This window comes from Collinsella aerofaciens (genome assembly GCF_005844325.1).
Taxonomy (GTDB): domain Bacteria; phylum Actinomycetota; class Coriobacteriia; order Coriobacteriales; family Coriobacteriaceae; genus Collinsella; species Collinsella aerofaciens_G.
Genome location: NZ_SPFY01000001.1, coordinates 37,924 through 64,635, shown reverse-complemented (window position 1 = coordinate 64,635; position 26,712 = coordinate 37,924). Strand labels below are relative to the sequence as shown.

Here is a 26,712-nt window from a genome sequence, read left to right as displayed (position 1 = left end):
CAAAGCGAACCATCCTTACGAACGGCTCGCGACATTTGAGTAATATGGGCGCAGCTTATGCGGGTCGGATACAGATAAACATATAAACAAACTCATCACAGATGAGCACATATCACAAAGCAAATGACAGTGTTTATCGTACGTTGAACCACAACAACTGTCAAATAAATGGCCCCAGCACGGCGGCTAAAACGCGGTGAACGGCAGGACCACAAAACGCATATGCCTAAACCGCACATTCCTCGCATTCGGCATCGAGGCGTGCCTTAACGGCATCGGCGGCGATGTGATACGAGAAGCCCTTGCCCATCAAAAACCGAACCAGTTTTTCGAATCCGCGCGTCTCTGGAACACGTCGCTTGGCGAGCAGGGCTGACGCACGCGCCAAATCGTCTTCGACGGCAAAATATTCCTCGGGATAACCGGGAATGTCATCGAGCACGACATGACGACGCTTGAGCTCGGTCTCGATTTTGCGCTGTCCCCAACCACGCCGTTTGCGTTCCTCGATAAAGTACGAGCAAAAGCGGTTCTCGTCTAAAAAGCGATACTCGGTGGCGCGCTCGACGGCGAAATCAATCGCTGTCTGGTGAAAGCCGTAGCAAGCCAGCTTGTCACGGACCTCACCCGTCGCATGGTCGCGGCGCGATAACATCTCGGTCACCATGGTAAGTGCACATTTACGCTCGATGAGCTGCACCGCCTCACGAAAGTTGTCCCAATCACAGGGAAGATCTGGGCGGTTTTTGACATACAGGCGCGCGACCCGCACGGGAATCCAAATAGAACGCTCAAAACCGCCCTCAAGCTCACAATCGATATGTGCGCAAGGCTTTTTGGACGCATACCCGCTCGAGAACGAGGAGGCCGCCTTCTTATCGGGAAAGACGACCGTGGCCTCGGTCACCGTATACGACATGAGCGTAACCGCTACTCGTCGTCATCATCGAGCATGGCGGAACCATCGATGGCGTAAAGCTCGTCAAACTCCTCAGGCGCAGGCTGATCGGTCAGCTCGACCTCGGACGGAGCATCGTCATCAAACTCAAGTCCGCAGGCAAGGCGGACCTTATGCTCAATCTCGTCGGCGCAATCGGGGTGTTCGCGCAGGAAAGCCTTGGCGGCCTCGCGACCGTTGCCGAGCTTGTCCTCGCCATAGGCAAACCAGGAGCCCATCTTCTTGCAGATGCCGCACTCGACAGCCATGTCCAGAATCGAGCCTTCCTTAGAGATGCCCGTACCGTACATGATGTCGAACTCAGCAGAACGGAACGGAGCTGCCACCTTGTTCTTAACGACCTTGGCTCGCACGCGGTTACCGATAACCTCGTCCTTAAGCTTAATGCTGTCGATACGGCGAATGTCGATACGCACCGAAGAGAAGAACTTAAGGGCGCGGCCGCCCGTCGTAGTCTCGGGGTTGCCGAACATGACGCCAATCTTCTCACGCAGTTGGTTAATGAAGATGCACGTCGTGTTGGACTTGGACAGCGAGCCGGCGAGCTTGCGGAGCGCCTGGCTCATCAGGCGAGCCTGAAGACCGACCGTAGTGTCGCCGATCTCTCCCTCGATCTCGGCACGCGGGGTCAGCGCGGCGACGGAGTCGACGACGATGGCATCGATGGCGCCGGAGCGCACGAGCATGTCAACAATCTCGAGCGCCTGCTCGCCCGTATCGGGCTGGGAAATGAGCACCTCGTCGATATCCACGCCGATGCGCGCGGCATACGTGGGATCGAGCGCGTGCTCGGCATCGATAAATGCAACAACGCCACCCATTGCCTGGGCCTCGGCCAAGATCTCGAGCGAAAGCGTCGTCTTACCGGAGGACTCGGGACCGTAGATCTCGACGATTCGGCCGCGCGGCACACCGCCGATACCCAGAGCGGCATCGAGTGCCAGAGCGCCCGTAGGGATGGCCTCGACCTCGAGCTCGGGGCCACCGTCGCCGTACCTCATGATGGAACCCTGGCCGAATTTCTTCTCGATCTCGGCCTTGGTGGTGGCGATCATCTCATCGCGCTCTTTACCCGTCGTGCGAGCATGAACGGTACGTACGGGACCTGAATTCTTGGCCATGAATAGCCCTCCTCTTAACAACCTGCATCGATAATAAACGAACGGCTGTTCGTGGTCAACCGTTCAGATAAATCATATGCAGCCGACCTTTCCAAAACCCAACCAAACGCCGACCAAACACTGACCAAATGCTTGACCACAAAGGACCAAAAATGAACAAGGCAGGCAAAAATACACCCATGAACAGCACAAACGCTAAATTCTTCTGAGGTCCCTATCTCCACAATTAAGGGGCCCGGAGGCCCCTTAAAACACGTCTATTCCATAGAGTTGAGCACAAGGGCAATGCGTCCCAATGCCTCCGCGACCGCATGGGCACGAACACACGAACGGTCGCCCTCATAGTGGCAGCGCACAGAGTCCACGACCGGCACGCCCCCATCGGCGGAGCGATACGCCCAGCCAATATAGAAAGTGCCCGCCGGATCTTCCTCAGTGCCACCGCCGGGGCCGGCATAACCCGTTGCGCTCACTGCAATATCGCTCTGGTACAGCTCCAGCGAACCCGCCGCCATCTCGCGCGCGGTCTGATGCGACACCGCGGTATAGCGGTCGAGCGTCTCCTGCTCAACACCAAGAACGCGATGCTTGATCTCATCGCAATAGGTCACCGCACCGCCACGCAGCACCGCCGAGGCGCCCGGGATATCGGCAATCGTCGAGGCGATCATACCCGCCGTCAGCGACTCAGCCGTCGAAACCGTCACGCCCCGAGCGCTCGCGCGCTCGACAATATCGCGCGCCAGCTCCTCGTTATGTGCGGAAATCTGCTCAAAAGAGTCCGTCATACCCACCAGGACCTAGACCGAAAAGACGATCTTGCGGCAGTTCCAGAAGTACTGGGCGCCCGAGATAACGGTCAGGACAACGGCAACGGCGTACAGGAAGCGCGACACCGAGTAGATGCCGAGCGTCAGCGCCACCGGGCCAAGGTGCAAGCCGGCCATCGCAAAGACGCACAGATAACCGCAGATGGAGACCATCGTGGTCGCCGTCTTGTACTTGCCGAGCTTATCGGCCGCAACGACCACACCAGCAGCACTCGCGACCATGCGAAGAGCGCTCACCAGCAGCTCGCGGAACAGGATAATGAACACGGACCACACGGTCACCGCGCCAAAATCCAAGAACAGCAGCAGGGCCGAGAACACCAGCAGCTTGTCCGCGATGGGGTCCAAGAACTTGCCGAAATCGGTGATCTCGTTGCGCGAGCGCGCCAGATAGCCGTCGACCTTATCGGTGCACGACAGAATCACGTACAGAATAAAAGCGGCGGCGGCGAGCGGGCCGTCGAAGATGCTCCAATCCGTACCGGCAACACTCGTGTGAGACAGCGCCGACACAATCATGAACACCGGGATAAAGACGATGCGCACGCACGTCACGATATTGGCGGGCGTCCAAACACTCGTCAGTTCCTTATTGCTCTCGTTTGCCACGACGCTCTCCTACTCCACAACATGGCCGATAAGCTCATAGCAGAAGCTATCGGTAAACTCGACAGTCAGAATATCGCCCACGGACGCCTCGCTGGCGTCCAAGTGCACAGCGCCATCGGAATCGGGCGCCTGGAACCAGGCATGGCCGATCAGCTCGGCGCCGTCCTCGGTCTCTTCGATACCGTCGACGATCACCTGGGCGCGCTCGCCCACATGTGCGGCGGTAGCGGCAAAACCGAGCGACTCGGCCAGATCCATGGCCTCCTGGGCGCGCTCAAGCTTGACCTCTTCGTCGACCTGACCCTCCATCTTGGCGGCCAGGCTGCCTTCCTCACGCGAGTAGGCAAAGACACTCGTGTAGTCGAAGCCGACGGTGTCCATAAAGTCGATGAGGTCGCGGAACTCGTCGTCGGTCTCGGTCGGGAAGCCGACCATGGCCGTGGAACGGATCACGATGCCGGGGATACGCTCACGCAGATCGCGGAACAGATCCTCGAGCTCTTGACGCGAACCGGAGCGACGCATGGCCTTAAGGATGCGCGCGTCACAGTGCTGCACGGGGATATCGATATAGGGCAGCACCTCGGGCGTATCGCGAATCGTATCGATAAGCTCGTCGGTCATGCCCTCGGGCTGCAGATAGAGCACGCGGACCCAGACGTTGTGCGGGCGCACGGCCTCGGCGACGGCACGCAGCAGCTGCGCCAGATTGCGCGGCGAGCCCTCGGTGACGTCCTCGTCGGCAAAGTCGGTACCCCAGATGCCCGTGTCCTGGCCAATCAGCACAATCTCGCGCACGCCGCCGGCAACCAGGTCGCGCACCTCGGAGATAATGCTCTCGGCATTGCGCGAATGATAGCGACCGCGAATATAGGGGATCATGCAGAAGCTGCAGAAACGGTTGCAGCCATCGGAAATCTTGACGTAGGCAACGGCGCCCTCGACGGTACGCTTGACCTGCGGGATATAGGCTGCGATCTCACGCTCGACACCCAGCACGCCATCGATGACCGCCACGATGCCGTCCTCCTCGTCGGCCTTCACAAAGGCAGCGACCTCGGGCAGCTCGTCAGGCAGGTCGTCGCCATAGCGCGACGGCACGCAGCCGCACATAACGATGGGGCAAGAACGAACGCCGTCCTGAACCTCGTTGGCGAGCTCGAGCGTGGTCTCGATGCTCTCGGACGTTGCGGAGGCGAGAAACGAGCATGTATTGACGATGGCGATATCGGCATCCTGCGGGTCGAATGCCTCTTCGTAGCCCGCGGCGGTCAAAAGAGAACGCATGCGGTCGGTGTCAACCTCGTTCTTAGCGCACCCGAGGGTGATGTAGAGCACGGAGCCCAACGGTGTATCCATGTTGGAGAGCGGTCCTTTCGAATGATATTAGCGGTAGTTGGTGAACTGTAGCGGCTGGCCGTAGTCCTGGTCGCGCAAGAACTGGATCACGGTCTGCAACGCGTCCTTCGAAGCAGAGGAAACACGCAGCTTGTCGGCCTCGATGGTCACCTTGACCTTAAGCTTTTGGTCCTTGATGTCCTTATTGATCTTCTTGGCGGTCGCCTGGTCGATACCCTCGACGACATGGCCGAGCACGCGCACGGTGCCGCCCGACGCCGCCTGTGGAGCATCCCACGAGACAGCCTTGAGGTCGATGCCGCGCTTGATGAGCTTGGAGCTCAGCACGTCGATAATCTGCTTGGAGACAAAGTCGGCCGGGGCGTTGATCGTAAAGAGCTTGTCGCCCTTCGAAAGCTCGATCGTGGCGCCGGAATCCTTAAGGTCATAGCGCTGGGAAATCTCGCGCGTGGTCTGCTGGAAGGCGTTGTCGACCTCTTGCATGTTGACCTCGGACACGACGTCGAAGCTGGAATCTTTAGCCATGATGTTTCCTTTCGCGTACGAGCGGCTTAGTAGCTATCGTACGAATAGTCGGTAGAATCGGTGGGCGTCTGACCGTCAGTTGCGGTATCGGCGCCATCCGCGGACTGGGCACCGGTGCGGTCGGTGGTATCGGTACCATCGGTGGTGTCGGTGCCATCAGAACTTTCACCATTCTCGGAATCAGTCGTCTCCTTCTTAGGAACGGTGATCGTCACACGAGCCACGCCCGAGGTCTTGGTATCGTAACGGACCTTTTCACCGTTCTTGGTAACGGTAACATCGGAAGGCTTGGACGTGGTGATCTCGATCGAGGACTCGGGCGTGTACTCCTGCTCAAAGGGGCCAGTCGCCTGAGCGCCATAGACCGACTTGCCGTCGACCTTGACCTCAATCCACGCGGTCTTTCCCTTGGCAACGGAAACTTTGACCTTCGTGACCTCGTTCTCTTCCTTCTTGGCCGTCGTCTTGGTAGCGTCCGAATCAGTCGACGCATCCGTCGCTTCATCGGTGTCTTCGTCCTCGTCGACCGTTTCGGACTTCTTAGAAGACTTCTTGGTCGTCGTCTTGGTAGCAGCGGGCGTCTCGGGCGTGGTCTCGGGCGTCGAAGATGCGCAGCCGCGCAGAAGCACCACGATGAGCACAATCAGCAGCAACACCACGGCACCGATGCCGGCGTAGACGATACGCGGATCGAGCCCGTTGTTTTGAGGAGTACGGGATCCGCCGCGTCCACGACCGGAACTGCTGCGGCCGCTTCCCTGAGGCATACGGCCGCGATTGCTATCGGAACGGCCGCGATAGCCGCCCTGGCCCTGAAGGCTGCGCTGACCCGAGCGGAGCGCAAGCTCACCGCGGCCTTGATAGCCACGCTGGCCCGAACGCGAAGCCGAAGAGCGCTGGCCATACGGCTGTGATTGAGAGCGAAGACGCGGCGTTACCTGCGTGGTATCGGCATCCGCATAGCCACCGCGAGAGCGTCCCGTAGAGGCACCACGGTAACCGCGATCGGAATAGCCGCCGTCGCCGTAGCCGGCACGAGGGTCACGCGCCACGCCGCGGGCAGCGGGAAGCGCACGGTCCTCAGGCATCGGCGTACTGCGGAACCGGTCACGCTGTGAGCGAATCTCCTCGCCCGAACCCGTCTCGGTAATATAACCGGCCTGCTGAGGACGCTGTCCATAGCGGGTCGAACGACCGCCCTGAACCATCAGGAAGCGCCCGTTATCGACCGAGGAGCGCGAATTGACGTAGCCAGCGGCGTCCTGAAAACGACCGCCCTGCTGAGACGTCTCGCGTTCGTATGCCATCAGGTCGTCAAAGTAGGCATTGACGACCTCGCGCGGATTGAGGCCCAAAAAGCGAGCATAGCTCGAAATCATGCCCTGCGCATAGCCGCGCGGCGGCATCGAAGCAAAGTTACCGGTCTCGAAAAACTCGATGATCTGCGGCCTGATTTTGATGGTGTTGGCGACCTGCTGAATGGAAAGGCCCATTCGGCGACGCTGCTCGAGCAGCATGTCACCAAAGCGTGCAGCCATCAGAATCCTCCAAACTCACGATCTTCACGTGCCATCTCGGCGTCGACAGACTCCAGCGCGGCAAGCCCCTCCTCGTCCAACAGGACCTCGCGCGGCTTGGAACCGTCGGGCGGGCCGACGACACCCTTTTCTTCCAGCATGTCCATAATACGCCCGGCGCGCGCATAGCCAACCTTAAGGCGGCGTTGCAGGCCAGATGTGGAGCCCAGCTGCGATTCCACCACAATATGGGCGGCTTCCCAAATGAGCGGATCATCGTCTTGCGGCTCGGCAACTCCGGTGCGGACAATGCCGCCACCCGCCATGGACATGGAAGCGGGCGCCACAGCCGACAGGATCTCCTCATGGTAGTCGGGCTCGCTTTGCGACTTGACGAACTCGACAATCTCGTTGATTTCATCGTCCGAGACAAAGCAGCCCTGAATACGACGAGGCTTGCCCCAGTCGACCTTGGAGAACAGCATGTCGCCCAAACCGGTGAGCTTTTCGGCACCCATCTGGTCGATGATGACGCGCGAGTCGATGCCCGTGGCGACGTTAAAGGCGATGCGGTTGGTGATGTTGGCCTTAATGAGGCCCGTCACCACGTTGGAGCTCGGGCGCTGCGTGGCCACGATAAGGTGGATACCGGCGGCACGGCCCAGCTGAGCAATACGCACGATCGAGGCCTCGACATCCTTACCGGCGACCATCATCAGGTCCGAGAGCTCGTCGATGATAATGACCAGATAGGGCATCTTTTGCGGCGGGTTATCGTAATGTTCAAACTCGCCGGCGGCCTGCTTTTCGTTATAGGTCGAGATCTTACGTACATTGAGACGCTCGAAGACCTTCAGGCGACGCTCCATCTCGGACACGGCCCATTGCAGAGCGCTCGCGGCCTGCTTGGGCTCGGTCACTACAGGCACGTAAAGATGCGGCAGACCGTTATAGCCCGCAAGCTCGACGCGCTTGGGGTCGACCATGATCAGGCGAACGTCCTCGGGAAGCGCGCGCATGAGCAGGGTCGTGATGATGGAGTTGATCATCACCGACTTACCAGAACCGGTCGTGCCGGCGATCAGCAGGTGGGGCATCTTGGCGAGGTCGGCGACGACCGGCGTACCCTCGGCATCGCGACCGATGGCCAGCTCGAGCGGACCGCCCTTCACATAGGGCAGCACGTCGCCCAGGTTGACGTTCTGGCGCTTGCGATTGGGGATCTCGATACCCACGAGCGACGTGCCGGGGATCGGGGCAAAGATACGAACCGACTGAGCTGCGAGCGAAAGCGCGATATCGTCCTCGAGGCTCGAAATCTTGCTCACGCGCTCGCCCTCGCCAGGTTGCAGCTTAAAGGTCGTCACCGTGGGGCCGGCGATCCAGCCGACCACGCGGGCGCTGCGGCCAAACTCAAGCAGGGTCGACTGCAGCGACTCGGCAGTTTGCTCCAGCTCCTTGTCCGAAGACGCAGCGGAAGCCGACTGCGGGTTGGCATGCAGAATCTCAAGTGGCGGAAGTTTGAGGCCGTCCTCTTCTTCGCCCTCGTTATCTGCGGCGCCGCCGTCCGTTCCCCCATCGCTGGCCGCAGCCGATTCGACAGCACTCAAGGCAGGCGCATCGGCAACCTTGGGATGCTTCAAGAAGTCGGGGATCTGAGGTGCTGCCGAGACAGGATTCACGGCAAACGGCGGCTCGGACTCGTCGATCTTATCGGGGTCGTCTTCCATCGAAAGCTGACCGGTTACCTGGTCGCGCTTTGCATGGCGACGCGGCAGCAAAGTTGTCTTTGCGGTCTCAATCGGAGCCTCGTCGTCCTCGTCATCACCCTCGGTGAGCTCAATCTCGCTCTCGGACCAAGACGGGTCGGGCTCACTCGTATTGAGTTTGGGCGCAGCCTTGCCCTTCTTGGCATGGCGGCGCGGCAACAGCGTTGTCTTGGCCCGCTCGGCCTCCACGGCCTCAGACACGTCGACAAACGGATCTTCGTCCACGTCCTCATCGTCCAGAATCGGATCGACTTCGCTACCCATAACCGTAGTCACGGCCGCATCGGGGCCCTTTTGACGAAGAATGCTCAGGTGCGGACGGGCAACGCCGGGCACCGACAGGGCTTCGTCGTCACCCCACGGGCTGGCGTTGACATCGGCACGGCGGCGCTCGGCAAAATCGGCCGCACGGTCGCGAGCAGAGCGCAAAACGCCGCCAACCGAAAAGCCGATGATGACCAAGCCCACGACGACAAAGCCCAACAGGACTACCATCGCGATAGGCTTACCCAGGGCATTCTGCAGCGCACTCGCAATAAACGCACCGATGTAGCCACCCGAGGCGGACAAATTTTGCGGCGTGAACATAAGGTCACAAGAGACACTCGTACCCGGCACCATCAGCGAAAGAATGGAGACGACGGCGATAAAGACCACGGCGCCGCCCGCAACAGAGCGTACGTTGAGCGGCGAGTCCTCGCCTAAAAAGAGCGTGGCGGCAAACAGCAAAATGACGATCGGCAGCACGTAGGCGCCCAGACCAAAGCCCAGGTGGTAGAAACCGGCAACCGCAGCCGTAACGGGTGCGGTCGCCGGCGAAATCACGGCAATGAAGGACGCAATCGCCAAAACGGCGATGACCACGCCGGCGATATCACGGTTGGCCGAGGGCTCAACCAAAGGCTCAAAATCGTCGAAGTCCGCCTCGTGGCCCTTATTGGCACGCAGATGGGAACCGGCACCCTTAGCAGATGCCGGTTGGTTATTGGCCTTATTGCTTTTGGCGTTTTGTGCAGATCCACGCGCCAAACTAAACCTCCATGACGACCGGGATGATCATCGGACGGGTGCGCGTACGGCTCCAGATAAAGTTAGAGAGCGAATCGCGCACGGCCTTACGAATAGCATCGGAACCGCTGCTCGTAAAGCTGAACTTGCCCTTCTCGATCGTCTTCATGATGGACGCGGAGGCATCCTCAGAGAACTGGTCGTCGATGGCAAACGAGACGCCGCGGCCCGAGAACTCGATGGCCTCGATCTTCTTGTGTTTAAGCGAGACGATGGCAACAGCGGTAACCATACCGTCATTGGCGAGCTTCTGACGATCGCGCAAGACGATGGGGTCGGTATCGCCGATACGAAGGCCGTCGACGTAGACGACGCCGGACTCGACGGGCGTACCGCGCTTGACGATACCGCCGCGCATCTCGAGCGTGTCGCCGTTATCGAGGATAAAGATATGATCGTCCTTGATGCCCATCTTGCGGGCAAGCTGGGCATGGGCGCGCAGATGCACGGCCTCACCGTGAACCGGCATAAAGTAAGTGGGCTTGGCCATGGCCATCAGGAGCTTGAGCTCCTCCTGGCTACCGTGGCCCGAGACGTGGACAAGAGCGCGGTTCTTATCCCACACGTCGCAGCCGAGCTTGGCCAGGCTGTTGACGACCTGCTGGACGGCTTTCTCGTTGCCGGGAACGGGAGTTGCCGAGAGGATGACGGTATCGCCCTCGTGGATAGAGAGCGTCTTGTGCTCGCCATTGGCCATGCGGGACAGGGCCGACAGCGGCTCGCCCTGCGAACCGGTGCACATGACGACGATCTTGTCGTCGGGCAGGTTATCGATATCGAAGGCATCGATGATATCGGCATCGTCGATGTTGAGGTAGCCCAGCTCGCGCGCGACGCGGGTGTTGGTGAGCATGGAACGACCGGTCACAACGACCTTACGGCCGCACTTGCGGGCGGCATCGCAGATCTGCTGCAAACGATGGATATGGCTCGAGAACGAAGCGACGAACACGCGACCCGGGGCGTTCTTGATGGCATGCAGCAGGTTGGGACCAACCTCGGCCTCGGACTTGGTAAAGCCGGGAACCGTGGCATTGGTGGAGTCGGACAGCAACAGGTCGATGCCCTGCTTGGCAAAGCGGCTGATAGCGGCATAGTCGGGCGTGACGCCGTCGATGGGCGTCTGGTCGAGCTTAAAGTCGCCGGTGTGCATAACGGTGCCCTGATTGGTGCGGATGAACACGCCCAGAGCGCCGGGGATGGAGTGCGTCATCGAGAAGAAGTCGAGCGAGATGCCGCCGAGGTTGACATGGCTGCCGCCCTTGACCTCGCGGAACTTGGGTGCGCGGATGCGGAACTCAGAAAGCTTACCCTCGATAAAGCCAAGCGTCAGCTTGCTCGAAAAGATGGGCACCTTGTTGTTGAGGTCCTGCAGCAGATACGGAAGCGAACCGGTGTGGTCCTCGTGGCCGTGGGTAACGACGATACCGCGGAGCTTTTCCTCGTTCTCCAAAACATAGGTGTAGTCGGGAAGCACCAGGTCGATACCGGGCTGGGAGTCATCCGGGAACATGAGGCCGGCGTCGACGAGCACCATGTCGTCGCCGCACTCGAAGACCGTCATGTTCTTGCCGATGCCGTCAAGGCCACCGAGCGGAATGATCTTCAAGGGAGATGATTTTTTAGCTGCCATAGGTTAGTGTGGTTTCCTTTCTTCGAAACGGGTCTGGAACAACCGGCGGGGCGCTTCTGGCAAACCGACCGCCGGGAACGTACAAACATGCATCATAGAGTCGACGCAGTAACCTCAGTATGATACCCATTTGCCCACCAACAGACCACCCATGCATCAAAGCCCCATCTGAACTGGTCCATCCCGCCGGTTTCCCGTGGGGCGGGCACTGATGAAGTTTCCTGCTCTACAGTCCTGCTCACGACGGAGGCCACATTAAGTGGCCTCCTGTTCGTGCGGAACTCGCGATAAACTTCATCAGTGCCCGCCCCACGGGAAACCTGCCAAATAGAGACAGGTTTATTTTGGTCGGTTTTATCTGGGAAGATGCTGCTGCGGCTATCTACAGATCTGTAATCTGACTACTGAATAGACTGTCTAACTAAATAGCGAGCGGCATTAACCAGCCCTTTTGCTTGCGCCCGGGAGGGACGCATATGAAGTTTATCGCGAGTTCCGCACGCAAAGGAAAGCACTTAATATGCTCTCCGTGCGAGCAGGACTGTAGAGCAGGAAACTTTACCTGCGGCCCCGCCGAGAATAGCAAAAGGGCGACCCCCTTAGGAGTCGCCCTTGTTGAGCTGCTTATGTACGGCTGTTACTCGGCGTCGTGGTGACGGCGAGGCTTGCGGCCTCCGTTGTCACCGGGACGGCGCGGACGGTCGCTGCGCTCGGAGCGCTCGCGACGCGGACGCTCACGGCGCTGGAAGTGCTCGCCGTCGCCCTCAGAAGCACCCTCGGCGCGAGCCGGGGCCTCGGGCTTATCCAGACGATCAAGCGAGATCTTGCCACGATCGTCGACCTCGATGACGACGACCTTGACCTCGTCGCCCACGTTGAGGACGTCCTCGACCTTCTCCACGCGGCCCTTGGCGACGCGAGAGATGTGCAGCAGGCCGTCCTTACCGGGCAGCAGGTTGACGAAGGCGCCGAAGGGCTGGATGGAGACCACGCGACCGGTGTACTCCTCGCCCGGCTCGGGAACCTTGATGATGAGCTTGATGCGCTCGACGGCCTGGTCCACGGACTCGCCGGTGCCGCCGACAAAGACGGTGCCGTCCTCCTGGATGTCGACCGAAGCGCCGGTCTCGTCCTGAATACCGCGGATGACCTTACCGCCGGAACCGATGACGTCGCGGATCTTGTCGGTCGGGACCTGGATGGAGACGATGCGCGGAGCGGTGCTGCGTGTGGTGTGGCGCGGCTCGGGGATCACATCGAGCATCTTCTGCAGGATGAAGGCGCGACCCTCCTTGGCCTGCTGCAGGGCGCGGGCCAGGATGTCGAAGGTGAGGCCGGTGGCCTTGTTGTCCATCTGCAGGGCGGTGATGCCCTCGGTGGTGCCGGTGACCTTAAAGTCCATGTCGCCCAGGAAGTCCTCGAGACCCTGGATGTCGGACAGGACCACGGTCTTACCCTCCTCCTGGATCAGGCCCATGGCGATACCGGAGACCGGGCGCTTAATGGGCACGCCGCCGTCCATAAGGGCGAGCGTGGAGCCGCAGGTCGAAGCCATCGAAGAGGAGCCGTTGGACTCCATGACCTCGGAGACGACGCGGATGGCGTAGGGGAACTCGTTCTCGTCGGGAAGCACCGGAAGCAGAGCGCGCTCTGCCAGATTGCCGTGACCGATCTCGCGACGCTTGGGGCTGCCCATGCGGCCAGTCTCGCCGGTGCAGAACGGCGGGAAGTTGTAGTGGTGCATGTAGCGCTTGCCCTCGGTGGGCTCGATGGTATCCAGACGCTGGCCCTCGTTGAGCATGCCGAGCGACAGGACGGAGAGCACCTGGGTCTGGCCGCGCTGGAACAGACCGGAGCCGTGAACGAGCGGCAGGTAGTTGTCCTTCACCATGATGGGACGGATCTCGTCGGCGGCACGGCCGTCGACGCGCTCGCCGGTCTCGACGACCATAGTACGCATGGCCTTCTTCTCGAGCTTCTTGAGCGCCACGGGGATCTCGCGCTCCCAAGCAGCCTGCTCCTCCTCGGTGAACTCGGCGCGGATGGACTCCTTCAGAGCCTCGACCTTGCCGATACGGGAGAGCTTGTCGGCGTCGCGCAAGGCGGCTGCCATCTCGTCGTAGTGGGCGAAGATGCGCTCCTGGACCTCCTCGACGGGCTGGTCGAGCGGGTACTCCTTCTTGACGATGGGGCCGTTGACCTGCTCCCACTCGGCGACGAACTCATCCTGAGCCTGGCAGAAGGCAGCAAGGGCCTCCTGGCCAAACTTCATGGCGGCGAGCATGTCGTCCTCAGAGATCTCCTCGGCGCCGGCCTCGACCATCGAGATGAAGTCGGCGGAGCCGCCCAGCTCCAAGTCCAGATCGGAGTTCTCGCGCTCCTCGTAGGTGGGGTTGACGATAAACTCGCCGGTCTCCACGTTACGGCCGATGCGCACGCAGGCAAGCGGGCCCTCGAAGGGCACGCCGCCGAGCGTCATGGCCAGGGAAGCACCCATGACGTTGATGACGTCAAAGGGGTTGACCTGGTCGGCGACAAGCGAGGTAGCGACGATGTGCACCTCGTTGCGGAAGCCGTCCGGGAAGCTCGGGCGAATCGGACGGTCGATCATGCGCGCGGTGAGCGTGGCCTTCTCGCTGGGACGGCCCTCACGCTTGAGGTAGCCACCCGGGATGCGGCCGGCAGCGTACATCTTCTCGTTGAAGTCGACGGTCAGCGGGAAGAAGTCATAGTTCTTGCGCTCCTTGGAGACGACCACGGTATCGAGCATCGTGGTGTCGCCCTGCTTGACCAGGCAGGCGCCGGTGGCCTGCTTGGCAAGCTCGCCCGACTCAAAGGTGTAGGTCTTGCCGTACAGCTCAAAGGTCTTGGATACGAGTGTCATTGTTCTCCTTTACCCCACAGGCCCCTTGCCTGCGGGCTTCTCATGTGACGCGGACCCCCTGCCCCCGCCACGCTTCAGAGCGTGATTGTTCGCGCCCTTACACAAAAAGAGCGCCCCGCTGCGCAGGACGCTCTTAGCATGTACAAATCCTACTGGATGTTGTCGCGGATGCCCAGAGCCTTGATGAGCTCACGGTACTCGACGATGTCGTTCTTCTTGATGTAGGAGAGAAGACGACGACGACGACCGACGAGCATGAGCAGACCACGACGGGTGTGGAAGTCCTTCTGATGGGACTTCATGTGCTCGGTCAGCTCCTTGATGCGCTCGGACAGGATGGCGACCTGAACCTTGGGGTTGCCGGTGTCGACCGGGGTGTTACCGAACTGGGCAGTCAGCTCCGCCTTGCGCTCTTTGGAAACAGTCATTGTTTCACCTTTCTTTTTGCGTCGCCATCGGGCGACTCGATTCGCCTCGGACTGGGAAGCCGCCGGTGGAGCGAGCAACCAAGGTCGAGGTACCAACAGGTCGGTATGTTACCACAAGCAGCCCGCGCCTGCGCATCATCACCGACCCAACATGAATTCCATCGCACGGAGGCGCTGATCGGTGTGCGTCGCAGCCCAAACATGCGAAAGCCCCAGCAAAAAGGCTGCGGTATGCGGGTCGATTCGCTCGGCCAAAAGCGCATCGAAGGTCATGGACATGAGGGCGCGCAGCCATGCGGCCTCACCGGTCGACACCAGTTCGGCACCTGGAACGCTCGACGCGCACGACCCGCACATGAGGCCGCCCGCCTGGGGCGAAAAATACGACAGCATGGGGTCTCCGCACAGCACGCAGGCCGAAAAATCGGGTCGATAGCCAACGTGCGACAGCAGCTTAAAGACATATGCCGCCACAAGTAGATCCATATGCGCCGTGTCGAGCCCGCTGCCCACCAGGGCAAGCGCTCGCTGCGTGATGGCAAAGGTAAACGGGTCCTCGGCGTCCTCGAACGAGCACACGCGCGCGACCTCGGCGATCGCGCTTGCGGCGCAGGTCGTCTCGTAATCGGGCGCAACGCCGAGCGGCGCCTCCATAAGCTCGGCCTGGGAAACCACGTCGAGTGACCGTCCATGTGCGAGCAGCATATCTACCGTACAGAACAGCTCGCAGCGCGCAGCCAGGCGTCCGCCGGGTTTGCGGGCGCCCTTTGCCACGGCACGAACCTGCCGCCCCCGCTCGTCAAGCATCGTCAAGATCAGGTCGGTCTCTTTGAGCTTAGTCTTATCGAGCACGAGCACTTTCGTGCGATATGTCCGGGAGCCTGCCATGCGCGCCGCGCGTCCTTAGTCCTCGGCGTTATAGCCAAAGCGGCGAATCTGGGCCTCGTCGTCACGCCAGCCGGCCTTGACCTTCACGTCCAACTCCAAAAAGACCTGCGTGCCAAAAATGCGCTCAAGATCGCGACGGGCGTCGATACCGATATGCTTGATCATCTCGCCGCCCTTGCCGATGATGATGCCCTTTTGGCCCTCGCGCTCGACGTAAATGGTGGCGTGCACGCGCAGCACCTTCTTGGTCTGCTCGAGCGCATCGCAGATCACGCCAACGGAGTGCGGGATCTCATCACGGGTGCGGCGCAAGACCTTCTCGCGCACAAACTCGGCAACGAGCGTCTCATCGGAAGCGTCGGTACCCATGTCCTCGGGGAACCAACGCGGGCCCTCGGGCAAAAAGTGGGCAACGGTCTCGATGAAGGCGTCGACGTTGAAGTTCTTCACCGACGAGGTCACGATCTCGTCGTCGTATTCCATAAGCTCATGCGCTGCCTTAAGCTGCTCCATGACCTGCGCGGGGTCGGCCTCATCGGCCTTGGTGAGCACCAGGACCTTCTTAGAACGGGCGCTCTTGACGCGCTCGGCAACCCAGGCGTCTCCCCTGCCGATCGGTTTGGTGGCATCAATCAAAAACGCGACGACATCGACATCGTTCAGCTCGAACAGCGCGCTCTTGTTGAGCTCGGACCCCAGGCCGTCCTTGGGCTTGTGAATACCCGGGGTATCGACAAAGACCAGCTGGTAGCCGGGACGGTTGACGACGGCGCGCATGCGGCGGCGGGTCGTCTGGGCCACAGGCGAGGTGATGGCGACCTTTTTGCCATAGCAGGCGTTGAGCAGCGTGGACTTGCCGGCGTTGGGGCGGCCGACCAGGGCCACGAAGCCGCTGCGGAAACCGGGCTCAACGTCTCCAAAGCCCGCGAGGCTGTCGTCCTCGTCGCACAGGGCGTCGAGCTCCTCGTCGCTCATGCCCTCAAACGGGTCGAACTCCTCGATCTCCTCGTATGCCTCGGCCGCTTCGGCATCCACCGCATCCAGGGACTCGTCATCCAGAGTTTCATCGATAGGCTGCATATTGTCGGACATGGAAATCCCTTTCTAAATAAAGTCGAGCGCGTGGGCAAATACCAGCAATCCCACAATCGCGGCGGTGATGGAAAGCACGTATACGGAGGCGGCGGCGATATCCTTCGCACGCTTTGCCAGCGGATGAAGTTCCTGGGTCGCCAGGTCGACGATCGCCTCCATAGCGGTATTGCACAGCTCGCCGTGAATCACCAAGCCACAGCAGATGATAACTGTGGCCCACTCGGCAATGTCGAGGCCGACAATGCAGCCGGCAACGACGGTGCAAACGCCCGCCGCGAGCATAACCTTAATGTTGCGCTCGGTCTTGACGGCGGTGACGAAGCCCTCCATGGCGTAGGAGAACGACTTTAAGAAGGACGGATGGTCCTTGTTCGATCCGGGAATCATAGACGGCTCCTAGTCGTGGGCGTGGTTGGTGATGGGGCCGACGTGGACCAGCTTGGGGTCCTCGCCGCGCTCGAGCGCCAGATCGCGCAGGATGACGTCCTCACGGGCCTCCATGACCTCGGCCTCGTCGTCCTCAATATGGTCATATCCCAGCAGGTGCAGCATGCCATGCACGAGCATCAGGCGGCACTCGTCGGCAGGGCTATTGCCAAAGCCGGGGGCCTGACGGGCAATGACCTGCGGGGCCAGGATGATATCGCCGAGCTCGAGCGTCTTGTCTGCGGGAATATCCTCATCAAAGGCCGAGTCGCATTCAAACGAGAGGACATCGGTGGTACGGTCGATACCGCGCCACTCGTGGTTGAGCTCGTGCATCTCGTCCTCGTCGACATACGAAAGGGAAATCTCAACTTCACGCTCAACGCCCTCGGCGGTAAGCACGACCTCGCAGATGTGCTCTACCTCCTGCGCGTCGAGCAGCGTATCGAGCTCGGCATCGTTGCTGATCAATACACTCAACGGGACTCCTTTCGATCGTGCACGCGCTTCTCGCGTACATCATCATAAGCATCGTATGCCTCAACGATACGCCCCACCAAGGCATGGCGCACCACGTCGGCACGCTCGAGGTGAGAAAATGCGACATCGTCGACACGGCCTAAAATCCGCTCAACGTCGGCAAGACCGCCGCGACGACCCACCAGGTCGCGCTGACTCAGGTCGCCGGTAATCACAAACTTGGAGTTAAAACCCAGGCGCGTCAGGAACATCTTCATCTGCTCGGGCGTGGTATTTTGCGCCTCGTCGAGCACCACGAAGGCATCGCTCAGCGTGCGGCCGCGCATGTAGGCAAGCGGGGCGATCTCGATCACGCCACGCTCCATAAGCTCATCGGTGCGCTCGCGATCCATCATGTCAAAAAGGGCGTCGTAGAGCGGACGCATGTAAGGATCGATCTTTTCCTCGAGGGTACCGGGCAAAAAGCCCAGGTTCTCCCCCGCCTCGACAACCGGACGCGTCAAGATCAGACGGCCCACCTCGTGACGCTTGAGCGCGGCAACGGCGAGCGCCATGGCCAGATAGGTCTTACCGGTACCGGCAGGACCCAGGCCAAACGTGATGGTATGCGAGCGGATGGCATCCACATAGCGCTTTTGACCGAGCGTCTTGGGGCGAATGACACGGCCGCGATACGAAAGCAGCACATCATCGCGAAGCGATGTAGCCTCGTGCTCACCGTCGCGCAATACGGCCAGGCAGCGAGAGACATCGTCGGCAGAAAGCGTGCGCCCGGAAGCAGCCTCACGAAAGGCATGTTCGAAAAAACGCGCGACCAGTTCGACCTCGTCCGGGTCACCGCTCACGGCGATGCTGTCGCCACGGGCGACCACGTGGGCGCGAACTGAGCTCTCCAGCGCACGAAGGACGCCGTCGCCGGCACCCAAAACGCGCGAGGGGTCAATACCCTCGGGAACGGTAAGTCTAATCTTCGAGGCTTCCATGAACCTCCCTGCGTGCATGGACCAAGCCGGAATCATCGACTCCGATGATAGCAACATCGAGCAGGCACGGGGCTGTAAGTCCACAGGTATCGTCAAGACGGGCATGATGGAACGAGCCGAGCGTCAGGTTGTCACCATACTCGAGCACGGCACGCTCGACCGTGCCCACGCGACGACGAGCGTCGGCAATAGCGAGCTCCTGTGCGGCGGCCCGCATACGGCGGCTGCGCTCGGCCATAACCTCGGGTGGCACCTGGTCGGGCATGTCGGCAGCAAGGGTACCGGGACGCTTGCTGTAGCGGAACACGTGCATACGCGAGAAACCCACACGGCGGCACAGCGCCAGCGACTCCTCGAACTCCTCGTCCGTCTCACCAGGAAAACCGACGATGACATCGCACGAAAGGGACGCCTGGGGCAAGTTGGCGCGAATCATACGCACCGTGTCCTCAAAGGCCTCGGCGCTATAGGGACGGCCCATGCGATGCAGGGTCGCCGTGCAGCCGGACTGCACGGGCAGGTGCAAAAACGGGGCGATACGCTGCGGGTAGCGCGCCATAACCTTAAGCAGGCGCTCGGAGATATCCATGGGCTCGACCGAGGAAATGCGCACATGCGGAATAGACGTGCGCTCCATGATGGCCTCGAGCAGCTCATCGATTTCGACGTGCTCGTCGGTCGCGCTCTTGCCATCGTAGGCACCCAGGTTCACACCGGTCAGCACCACCTCGGGCACGCCGGCCTCCTGGGCCTCGCGAACTTGCTCGAGCACGGACTCGACGGGCACGGAGCGCTCGGGGCCGCGCGCCTTCCACACAATGCAATAGGTGCAGCGATGGTTGCAGCCATCCTGAATCTTCACGCCCAGGCGAGAGCGACCGAGCGTATCGACCACCTCGCCATCGCTGCAGGCGGGAACGCTATCGGACTCAACACCCAGCACCTCGCAAACACGTTCGGCGACATCTATCTTGGACGGCTCGGCAATCACGCGATCCGAAAGCTCCGACAGCTCCTCGGGATGCAAATTGACCACGCATCCGGTCACGACCACATAGGGCTCGTTTGGATGGGCCAGCGCATGACGGACGGCCTTACGGGTCTTAGCCTCGGCCTCGCCCGTAACGGCACAAGTGTTAATGACGATCAGATCGGCATCCTGGGGCTCCACAATAGCAAAGCCCAAACGCATAAGATCGGCAGTGATACGGTCAGACTCAACCCGGTTGACACGGCAGCCGAGGTTGACGACGGAAATATGGGGTGCGAGCACGCGGGCTCCTTAATCGAGGATATCGTCGAGGGCACTCTTGATACGGTCGGTCACCGACTTCTTACCAGAAGCGACGTCATCGCCCATCTCATCGGCAAAAGCACGGAGCAGCTCGCGCTGCTTATTGGAAAGATTGGTGGGAACGACCACGCGCAGTTGCACGATCAGGCGGCCACGCGAACCGCCACCGCCAATGCGCGGCATGCCGTAATTATTGACGCTCACGGTGTCGCCGTACTGGGCGCCGGCGGGAACCGTCACCTTAACGACCTCGTCGGGCATAATGCCCTCGACCTCAATCTCGCAGCCGAGCGCAGCCTGCGCAATCGAGATATCGCTCACCAGGTACAGGTCATCACCGTTGCGCTTAAAGCGCTCATGGTCGGCGACGCGCACGTTGACAATCAGGTCGCCCGAAGGCTCGCCGCGAAGGCCGGCCTCGCCAAAGCCGCTCACACGAAGCTGGCGACCGGTCGAAACGCCGGCGGGAATATCGATGTCGATCTTTTCGTGCGAAGGCGTGCGGCCTTGACCGTCGCAGGTCTCGCAGGGATGATCGATAACCGTGCCCTCGCCATGGCAGTCGGGGCAAGGCGAGGAAGACTGAACCTGGCCCAAAAACGATCGCTGAACCGTCGTGACGTAGCCCGTACCGTGGCAGCGGCCGCACTGCTTTTCCTGTGCGCCCTCTGCCCTACCGGTGCCATTGCAGTCCTCGCAAGGAGCAAGGCGGTCATAGCTGATTGTCTTTTTGCAGCCGAGCGCCGCCTCCTCGAGCGTCACCGAAAGCGAGATGGCCATATCACGTCCGCGACGACGCTCACGACGGCTGCGGGCGCCACCGCCGGCACCGCCGCCAAAGAACGACGAGAACAAGTCGTCCATGCCCATGCCACCAAAGATATCGTTGATATCGACGTAGCCGGAGCCACCGGGGCCGTCGGCAGTGCCGTAACGGTCGTAGTTAGCACGCTTCTGCTCATCGGAAAGAACGGAATATGCCTCGTTGAGCTCTTTGAACTTAGCCTCGGCCTCGGGGTCGTCCGAAACGTCCGGGTGTACGGTACGGGCCTTCTTTAGAAACGCGCGCTTAATCGTCCGCGCGTCGGCATCCTTGTCGACGCCAAGCACCTCGTAGTAATCCCTATTTTCCGACACGACCGAATCCTTCCGACTTTCATTATTGTCACAGTGCGTCCTATACCCAAGCTGGGCCGGCCGCAAACAGAGGGTTTGATGTTATTGCATTGCGTAGGGCGAAAGCATGGCACGTTGCGAGCAGCTCGCAAACCAAACCGACACGAGCGCAAACATAAATCCGTTGGCAAAACCGTTGGCAAACTGCATCGCGCCGCGCTTCCACCACAGCAGGCTGCGGTGCAGCACGCCGTCCGAGAGCACCATGAACAGGCCCATGGCAAACGGAATAAAGCACATCACGGCAAAGGCCGAGAACACGCCCGAGATGGCCGATAGCACCAAAAACGGCGCCACGATGCCCATCAGGTAAAAACCGGTACGGGCCTTGCCTTCCAGGCGCTCGGCCTCAACATGGGCCCGACCGACCAGATCACCGCCAGAGGCGCCGTTGGTGCCGGCGTGACCCATGCCGCCAATACGGACCTCGTCGCCATCGTGCGTGCCGGCGGGAAACTCAATCGTCTGCTCGGAGGTCACACGGGTTCGCCCGCTGCCGCCGCAATCGGGACAGGGGTCGGCGACGACCTTACCGGAGCCACCGCACTCAGGGCAGACAGACTGGAACGTGCCGGCACCAAACAGAAAGGACAGGTCGACATCGATGTGGCCGCGACCGCCGCAGCTCGGACAGGTATGTGCATGCTCGGACGAAACAGAGCCCGAACCGCCGCAGTGACCACAGGTATCGAAGCGCGTATAGCGGACGGTCTTGCGGGCACCGCCCTTGGCCTCCTTGGCGTCGAGCTTAATATCGACGACGACGTTGGCGCCGTTCTCGGGATTATAGGCAGCCTGCCCGCGACGCGGCTGACCCCAGGCGCCACCAAAGGGAAAGCCGCCCTCAAAGGGATTGCCGTAGCCCGCGCTGCCGGCGTAACCGCCGCCATAGGGCGAAGCCGTGGGAGCGCCGGCAAAGGGATTGCCCGAGCGCATGGCGTCGTAGCGCGCACGCTTCTGCTCGTCCGAAAGCACAGCATAGGCCTCGGAAACCTCTTTGAACTTTTCCTCGGCATCCGGTTCTTTGTTGACGTCCGGATGGAGCTTGCGGGCCTTTTGCTGGAAGGCTTTCTGTATATCACGCGAGGTGGCGTCCTTGGAGACACCCAAAATCTCGTAGTAATCTTTTTCGTTCATCGTCGCCATGCGCGGCAACCTCCTGCTCACAGCAGCGTATATATTGCGGTAATTCTACCCGAGCGGCCTAGGCTAGACCCCAAAACAGCTCGAACAGCACATTTCCATCGAGCCAGCCCAAGTGAGTGGGCGCTAAACGAGCACGGACGCGACCTGCGATAACGTCTTTCGAGGTGACGCGCCCCGCATGTCCTTCAATATGATCGGGCACCCAGGTGGCAAGGCCCAACTCGACCGCACGGTCGCAGGCCGCCGCCAACTCATCTGCAGCGATCACGCTTGCCGAGCGAACCAACAGATCGGGCCCAATGCCACGCGTCATGCGACAGGCAAGCATCAAATCCTCGGCCGCCGCCTCGCGCTGCGACAGATACTCGGCATCAAACGTCGTCGCGGCATCGTCGCGTTGCACCAAGCGCACGCGATACGCATCGCCGCGAGCAAGCACGTCGGGAAACAGCCCGGCCAAGCGATCGAAATCCTCGGCGTCGAGCATACCGGCGGCAGAGCGGCCCAAACCCAGATAGCCCTGTCCGGTCCAATAGGCAATGTTGTGGGCGCACTCATGGCCGTCGAGCGCGTAGCTTGCCACCTCATACGGGTGATAGCCGGCCGCACTCAGGCGCTCACGCGCCGCATCCATGCATGCAGCCTGAAAATCCTCGTCGGGCTCGAGCGACTCGTCGCGACACGCCATGCGATAGAGCGGCGTGCCCTCCTCGAGCGTGAGCGGGTACACCGACACATGATGCGGCGCCGCCGCCAACACGCCATCGAGTGTGCGCTGCCAGCTTAGGTCGGTCTGCCCGGGAAGGCCGCACATCAGGTCGCACGACACGACAAGCCCAGCGTCCTTGACCGTCGTGATGGCAGCGAGCGCCCGATCGGCATCGTGAATGCGGCCGATGGCGGTAAGTTCGGCGTTATCGAGCGTTTGCACGCCCAGAGAGACGCGCGTGACACCCACCCCGGCAAGCGCAGTGGCAAGCTCTGCGGTCAGCGATTCGGGATTGGCCTCGCAGGTAAACTCAACAGGCTTGCACCACGCAGAGATACGCCGGGCAAATTCTACCAAACGCTCCCCCGCCAGCGACGGCGTGCCGCCGCCAACATAGACGGTGCGGATCTGTGCAAGCGCGCCTGCGTCGCCAAAAGCATCGAGGCGCGCATACAACTGCTCAAAATAGGTATCGAGCGCAACGCTCATGTTGCACGGAGCAAAACTGCGTGAGTCAAAGTCACAGTACCGGCATTTTTGGGCGCAAAACGGCACATGCACGTACAGCGCGGCAACGGCCACCGTTAGGCCTCCAACGGATGAGCGGGCACCGACTCGCCGGCGGCAAGTGCGGCCTCACAGGCCACCACATCGTGCTCGATATCATCGACCAGTGCCATGAACTCCTCGTATGTGGAGCAACGCACCACCTGAGCGCGCCAGGCGGCAGCATGGGGCATGCCCTTTAGATACCAGCTTGCGTACGTGCGGGCACGCGACATGAGCGGCAACAGCTCGTGCGTGAGCGTCAGGTGCTCGCGCAGGGCATCCAGGCGCTCAACCGAGGAGCGAGAAGGAACCGGCGTGCCATCGAGTGCAAGGGCTCGGGCATCGCCGAACACCCATGGATTGCCGTAGATGCCGCGCGCGATAAACACCGCGCTGGCACCCGAGCTTTGCAGATGCTCAGCAGCGTCCTCTGCCGAGAACACATCGCCCGAACCGATAACGGGAATCTCGACGGCGTCGGCCACCTCATCGACGACCGACCAATCGGCCTGGCCCGTATAGAGCTGCGTGGCGCAGCGACCATGTACCGCCACCGCGGCGGCCCCTGCTCCCTCAAGCATCTGGGCAAACGTCGCGGCGTTGCGGTCTTCGGCGTAAAAGCCCTTACGGATTTTTACGGTCACGGGCACATGCGCCGCGCCCACCGCCGCCTCGACGATCTGCTCGGCCAGATCGGGAGTGCGCATAAGCGCCGAGCCCTCGCCCTTGGTGACGACCTTGCGAGCCGGGCAGGCCATGTTGATATCGATCAGCGACAGGCGATCGCCCACACGCTCCTCGACGGCAGCAACAGCGCTCGCAAACTGATCGGGCTTGGAGCCAAAGAGCTGCACGCAGATCTGCTGCTCCTCATCGGCCGGCAGTACCAGGCGCCACGTCTTATTGCTGGCATAGGCAAGGCCCGCCACGCTCACCATCTCGCTATAGGCAAGATGGGCACCGCGACGGCGGCACATGATGCGATAGGCGGGATCGGTCACGCCCGCCATGGGAGCCATAAGGAACGGCTGCTCGGCATAGGCGCCAAGCAACCGCTTGCTGTATTCAGAAAGTGCCATGGACCTACTCGTCCACCTTGAGAATCGCCATAAAGGCCTCCTGCGGAACCTCGACCGAGCCGATGGCCTTCATGCGCTTTTTGCCCTCTTTCTGCTTCTCGAGCAGCTTGCGCTTTCGCGAGATATCGCCGCCATAACACTTGGCCAGCACGTCCTTGCGGCGCGCTTTGACGGTAGAGCGGGCAATGATCTTGTTGCCGATGGCGCCCTGGATAGGCACCTCGAACAGCTGGCGCGGAATGATTTCCTTGAGCTTGTCGCACAGACCGCGGGCCAGGCCATAAGCCTTATCCTTGTGCACGATAAACGACAGCGCGTCCACCTCGTCGCCCGAAAGCAGGATGTCGAGCTTGACGAGCTCGGAGGGGCGATATTCGTTGAACTCGTAGTCGAGCGAGGCGTAACCCTTGGTGCGGCTCTTGAGCTGGTCAAAAAAGTCCAGAATGAGCTCGGCAAGCGGCATGTCGAAACGCATCTCGACCGATTTGCTCGTGAGATGGATCATGTCGGTTGTAATGCCGCGATGCTCGATAGCGAGCTGCATGACGGCACCCGTATACTCGGGCGGACAGATAATCTTGGCCTTGAGGTAGGGCTCCTCGATGCGCTCGATGCGCGTAGCCTCGGGCAGATCCTGCGGGCTGCGAACATCAATCATCTCGCCGTCGGTCTTGTAGACGTGATAGTCCACCGAAGGGCTCGTGGCAATCAGGTCCAGGTTGAACTCGCGCTCCAGGCGCTCCTTGACGACCTCCATATGCAGCAGGCCCAAGAAGCCAACGCGGAAACCAAAGCCGAGCGCCACCGAAGTCTCGGGCTCCCACACCAACGACGGGTCGTTGACATGCAGCTTATCGAGCGCGTCACGCAGGTTCTCGTAGTCCTTGTTATCGATCGGGAACAGGCCCGTATAGACCATGGGCTTAGCCTCGCGGTAACCGGGAAGCGGCTCGGGGCAGGGGTTCGACGCCCAGGTAAGGGTGTCGCCCACGCGAACGGCCTCGGGGTCCTTCAGGCCCGTGACCACGTATCCGACCTCGCCGACCGTCAGCGCGTCGACCGGCGTCTCGGCGGGACGCTTGACGCCCACGCCATCGACCAAAAAGTCGCCCTTTGCCTGCATCATGCGCAAGGTATCGCCCTTTTTGATGGAGCCGTCAAAGATGCGCACCGTGGCGACGACGCCACGATACTCGTCGAAGTATGAATCCAGAATGAGTGCCTTGAGCGGCGCATTCGCATCGCCCTTGGGCGGAGAAATCAGAAAGACAATGGACTCCAGCAGATCGTGGATGCCCTCGCCGGTCTTGCCCGAGACACACACGGCATCATCGGCAGGGATCGCCAGGTCATCCTCGATCTCGGTCTTAACCTCGTCGGGATGAGCCGAGGGCAGGTCGATCTTGTTGATGGCCGGCACAATGTCCAGATTGGCGTTCATGGCGAGCGTCGCGTTGGAGACGGTCTGCGCCTCGACGCCCTGCGTGGCGTCGACAACGAGCACCGCGCCCTCACAGGCTGCCAGCGAGCGCGAGACCTCATAGGTAAAGTCCACGTGGCCCGGCGTATCGATCAGATTGAACTGATACGTCTCGCCATCGTCGGCGTCATAGGACACGCGAACGGCATTGGACTTGATCGTGATGCCGCGCTCGCGCTCGATATCCATGGTGTCGAGCAGCTGCGACTCCATGTCGCGTTCGTCGACGGTATGGGTGAGTTCGAGGATACGGTCACTGATCGTGGACTTGCCATGGTCGATGTGCGCAACGATTGAGAAGTTGCGGATGTGGGAAATGTCAATTGAAGTATTCATGCGGACTATCTTACCCGAGCGGTACAAAAAATGGAGCCTGTTCCATAAAACAGGCTCCATTTATGCGCGTAATCTGTGTGGTGTGAAATTTACAACTTAGGCGTTGATGCTGTTCACGAGCTTGGCAAGACCGGACTTGCGGTTGGAAGCCTGGTTCTTGTGGATAACATGCTTGGCGGCAGCCATGTCGAGACGCTTGGTGACGGTTTTGAGGGCAGCCTGGGCCTTCTCGGCGTCGCCCTCGGCGACGGCGGACTGGACGTGCTTGGTCAGCGTCTTGAGCTCGGACTTGACAGCCTTGTTACGCATGCGAGCTGCCTCATTGGTGCGGATACGCTTCTTCTGAGACTTGATGTTTGCCACTTCTGGA

At 60.8% G+C, this 26,712-nt stretch carries 23 protein-coding genes; all 23 read right to left on the bottom strand.

Translation table 11 applies throughout. The features are described from left to right. Window positions 1-226: 226 nt before the first annotated feature. The 23 genes from FGQ61_RS00295 to rpsT all read right to left on the bottom strand — a co-directional run bounded on the left by FGQ61_RS00295 (window position 227) and on the right by rpsT (window position 26,705). The gene (locus tag FGQ61_RS00295) at window positions 227-919 is read right to left on the bottom strand and encodes a regulatory protein RecX (protein WP_138374194.1); all 693 of its coding nucleotides are present in this window, start codon (window positions 917-919) and stop codon (window positions 227-229) included. An 11-nt stretch (window positions 920-930) separates the two neighbouring features. After that, window positions 931-2,079, bottom strand: coding sequence for a recombinase RecA (gene recA / locus FGQ61_RS00290; RefSeq protein ID WP_022094695.1), 1,149 nt, complete (start codon window positions 2,077-2,079; stop codon window positions 931-933). A 257-nt stretch (window positions 2,080-2,336) separates the two neighbouring features. Then, window positions 2,337-2,867 carry a CinA family protein gene (locus tag FGQ61_RS00285; protein ID WP_138374193.1) on the bottom strand — a complete coding sequence of 177 codons (531 nt, stop codon included), beginning with the start codon at window positions 2,865-2,867 and terminating at the stop codon, window positions 2,337-2,339. Window positions 2,868-2,879: 12 nt separating this feature from the next. Beyond that, window positions 2,880-3,428 (bottom strand): CDP-diacylglycerol--glycerol-3-phosphate 3-phosphatidyltransferase, encoded by a 549-nt coding sequence (gene pgsA / locus FGQ61_RS00280; protein WP_229025873.1) that lies wholly within the window; start codon window positions 3,426-3,428, stop codon window positions 2,880-2,882. A gap of 99 nt (window positions 3,429-3,527) precedes the next feature. Beyond that, complete coding sequence (gene rimO, locus FGQ61_RS00275; RefSeq protein WP_138374192.1) at window positions 3,528-4,877, bottom strand: 30S ribosomal protein S12 methylthiotransferase RimO; 1,350 nt, start codon at window positions 4,875-4,877, stop codon at window positions 3,528-3,530. A gap of 27 nt (window positions 4,878-4,904) precedes the next feature. Continuing rightward, window positions 4,905-5,402, bottom strand: coding sequence for a YajQ family cyclic di-GMP-binding protein (locus tag FGQ61_RS00270; RefSeq protein ID WP_138374191.1), 498 nt, complete (start codon window positions 5,400-5,402; stop codon window positions 4,905-4,907). 26 nt (window positions 5,403-5,428) lie between these two features. Further along, window positions 5,429-6,940, bottom strand: a complete 1,512-nt coding sequence (locus FGQ61_RS00265) for a helix-turn-helix domain-containing protein (RefSeq protein ID WP_138374190.1) — start codon at window positions 6,938-6,940, stop codon at window positions 5,429-5,431. Then, on the bottom strand, window positions 6,940-9,717 hold the full coding sequence (locus FGQ61_RS00260) for an FtsK/SpoIIIE family DNA translocase (protein WP_229025870.1): 2,778 nt from the start codon (window positions 9,715-9,717) through the stop codon (window positions 6,940-6,942). Before FGQ61_RS00260 ends, FGQ61_RS00265 begins: the two co-directional genes overlap by 1 nt. 1 nt (window position 9,718) lies before the next feature. Beyond that, the gene (locus FGQ61_RS00255; protein WP_006235967.1) at window positions 9,719-11,389 is read right to left on the bottom strand and encodes a ribonuclease J; all 1,671 of its coding nucleotides are present in this window, start codon (window positions 11,387-11,389) and stop codon (window positions 9,719-9,721) included. A gap of 637 nt (window positions 11,390-12,026) precedes the next feature. Beyond that, the gene (locus FGQ61_RS00245; protein WP_055309899.1) at window positions 12,027-14,273 is read right to left on the bottom strand and encodes a polyribonucleotide nucleotidyltransferase; all 2,247 of its coding nucleotides are present in this window, start codon (window positions 14,271-14,273) and stop codon (window positions 12,027-12,029) included. Between the two features lie 149 nt (window positions 14,274-14,422). Then, complete coding sequence (gene rpsO, locus FGQ61_RS00240) at window positions 14,423-14,701, bottom strand: 30S ribosomal protein S15 (protein WP_035138510.1); 279 nt, start codon at window positions 14,699-14,701, stop codon at window positions 14,423-14,425. A gap of 138 nt (window positions 14,702-14,839) precedes the next feature. Then, entirely contained in the window at window positions 14,840-15,589 is a 750-nt protein-coding gene (recO, locus tag FGQ61_RS00235; RefSeq protein WP_117629181.1) for a DNA repair protein RecO, read from the bottom strand. A 15-nt stretch (window positions 15,590-15,604) separates the two neighbouring features. Then, the gene (era, locus tag FGQ61_RS00230; RefSeq protein ID WP_171021458.1) at window positions 15,605-16,681 is read right to left on the bottom strand and encodes a GTPase Era; all 1,077 of its coding nucleotides are present in this window, start codon (window positions 16,679-16,681) and stop codon (window positions 15,605-15,607) included. Window positions 16,682-16,693: 12 nt separating this feature from the next. Beyond that, on the bottom strand, window positions 16,694-17,071 hold the full coding sequence (locus tag FGQ61_RS00225; RefSeq protein ID WP_138374188.1) for a diacylglycerol kinase family protein: 378 nt from the start codon (window positions 17,069-17,071) through the stop codon (window positions 16,694-16,696). 9 nt (window positions 17,072-17,080) lie between these two features. Next, window positions 17,081-17,590, bottom strand: coding sequence for an rRNA maturation RNase YbeY (gene ybeY / locus FGQ61_RS00220; protein ID WP_138374187.1), 510 nt, complete (start codon window positions 17,588-17,590; stop codon window positions 17,081-17,083). Continuing rightward, on the bottom strand, window positions 17,587-18,573 hold the full coding sequence (locus tag FGQ61_RS00215) for a PhoH family protein (RefSeq protein ID WP_138374186.1): 987 nt from the start codon (window positions 18,571-18,573) through the stop codon (window positions 17,587-17,589). The genes ybeY and FGQ61_RS00215 overlap by 4 nt, the downstream gene beginning before the upstream one ends. Continuing rightward, window positions 18,554-19,846 (bottom strand): MiaB/RimO family radical SAM methylthiotransferase, encoded by a 1,293-nt coding sequence (locus FGQ61_RS00210; protein WP_138374185.1) that lies wholly within the window; start codon window positions 19,844-19,846, stop codon window positions 18,554-18,556. The genes FGQ61_RS00215 and FGQ61_RS00210 overlap by 20 nt, the downstream gene beginning before the upstream one ends. A 9-nt stretch (window positions 19,847-19,855) precedes the next feature. Next, window positions 19,856-21,004: a molecular chaperone DnaJ gene (gene dnaJ / locus FGQ61_RS00205; protein WP_138374184.1), complete on the bottom strand. Its 1,149-nt coding sequence runs from the start codon at window positions 21,002-21,004 to the stop codon at window positions 19,856-19,858. 81 nt (window positions 21,005-21,085) lie between these two features. Beyond that, a complete protein-coding gene (locus FGQ61_RS00200) occupies window positions 21,086-22,189 on the bottom strand; it encodes a DnaJ domain-containing protein (protein ID WP_171021457.1) in 1,104 nt (367 codons plus the stop codon). A gap of 58 nt (window positions 22,190-22,247) precedes the next feature. Continuing rightward, window positions 22,248-23,480, bottom strand: a complete 1,233-nt coding sequence (hemW, locus tag FGQ61_RS00195; protein WP_138374183.1) for a radical SAM family heme chaperone HemW — start codon at window positions 23,478-23,480, stop codon at window positions 22,248-22,250. Between the two features lie 2 nt (window positions 23,481-23,482). Continuing rightward, the gene (gene dusB / locus FGQ61_RS00190) at window positions 23,483-24,526 is read right to left on the bottom strand and encodes a tRNA dihydrouridine synthase DusB (protein WP_138374182.1); all 1,044 of its coding nucleotides are present in this window, start codon (window positions 24,524-24,526) and stop codon (window positions 23,483-23,485) included. Window positions 24,527-24,530: 4 nt separating this feature from the next. After that, the gene (gene lepA, locus FGQ61_RS00185) at window positions 24,531-26,342 is read right to left on the bottom strand and encodes a translation elongation factor 4 (protein ID WP_117770326.1); all 1,812 of its coding nucleotides are present in this window, start codon (window positions 26,340-26,342) and stop codon (window positions 24,531-24,533) included. Between the two features lie 96 nt (window positions 26,343-26,438). Further along, on the bottom strand, window positions 26,439-26,705 hold the full coding sequence (rpsT, locus tag FGQ61_RS00180) for a 30S ribosomal protein S20 (protein WP_022094714.1): 267 nt from the start codon (window positions 26,703-26,705) through the stop codon (window positions 26,439-26,441). Window positions 26,706-26,712: the final 7 nt, after the last annotated feature.

Bases quoted from the DNA above. Each gene is read 5' to 3' on its own strand.
- FGQ61_RS00295 (WP_138374194.1), bottom strand. From the start codon at position 919: ATGTCGTATACGGTGACCGAGGCCACGGTCGTCTTTCCCGATAAGAAG.
- recA (WP_022094695.1), bottom strand. From the start codon at position 2,079: ATGGCCAAGAATTCAGGTCCCGTACGTACCGTTCATGCTCGCACGACG.
- FGQ61_RS00285 (WP_138374193.1), bottom strand. From the start codon at position 2,867: ATGACGGACTCTTTTGAGCAGATTTCCGCACATAACGAGGAGCTGGCG.
- pgsA (WP_229025873.1), bottom strand. From the start codon at position 3,428: ATGATTGTGTCGGCGCTGTCTCACACGAGTGTTGCCGGTACGGATTGG.
- rimO (WP_138374192.1), bottom strand. From the start codon at position 4,877: ATGGATACACCGTTGGGCTCCGTGCTCTACATCACCCTCGGGTGCGCT.
- FGQ61_RS00270 (WP_138374191.1), bottom strand. From the start codon at position 5,402: ATGGCTAAAGATTCCAGCTTCGACGTCGTGTCCGAGGTCAACATGCAA.
- FGQ61_RS00265 (WP_138374190.1), bottom strand. From the start codon at position 6,940: ATGGCTGCACGCTTTGGTGACATGCTGCTCGAGCAGCGTCGCCGAATG.
- FGQ61_RS00255 (WP_006235967.1), bottom strand. From the start codon at position 11,389: ATGGCAGCTAAAAAATCATCTCCCTTGAAGATCATTCCGCTCGGTGGC.
- FGQ61_RS00245 (WP_055309899.1), bottom strand. From the start codon at position 14,273: ATGACACTCGTATCCAAGACCTTTGAGCTGTACGGCAAGACCTACACC.
- rpsO (WP_035138510.1), bottom strand. From the start codon at position 14,701: ATGACTGTTTCCAAAGAGCGCAAGGCGGAGCTGACTGCCCAGTTCGGT.
- recO (WP_117629181.1), bottom strand. From the start codon at position 15,589: ATGGCAGGCTCCCGGACATATCGCACGAAAGTGCTCGTGCTCGATAAG.
- era (WP_171021458.1), bottom strand. From the start codon at position 16,681: ATGTCCGACAATATGCAGCCTATCGATGAAACTCTGGATGACGAGTCC.
- FGQ61_RS00225 (WP_138374188.1), bottom strand. From the start codon at position 17,071: ATGATTCCCGGATCGAACAAGGACCATCCGTCCTTCTTAAAGTCGTTC.
- FGQ61_RS00215 (WP_138374186.1), bottom strand. From the start codon at position 18,573: ATGGAAGCCTCGAAGATTAGACTTACCGTTCCCGAGGGTATTGACCCC.
- FGQ61_RS00200 (WP_171021457.1), bottom strand. From the start codon at position 22,189: ATGGCGACGATGAACGAAAAAGATTACTACGAGATTTTGGGTGTCTCC.
- dusB (WP_138374182.1), bottom strand. From the start codon at position 24,526: ATGGCACTTTCTGAATACAGCAAGCGGTTGCTTGGCGCCTATGCCGAG.
- lepA (WP_117770326.1), bottom strand. From the start codon at position 26,342: ATGAATACTTCAATTGACATTTCCCACATCCGCAACTTCTCAATCGTT.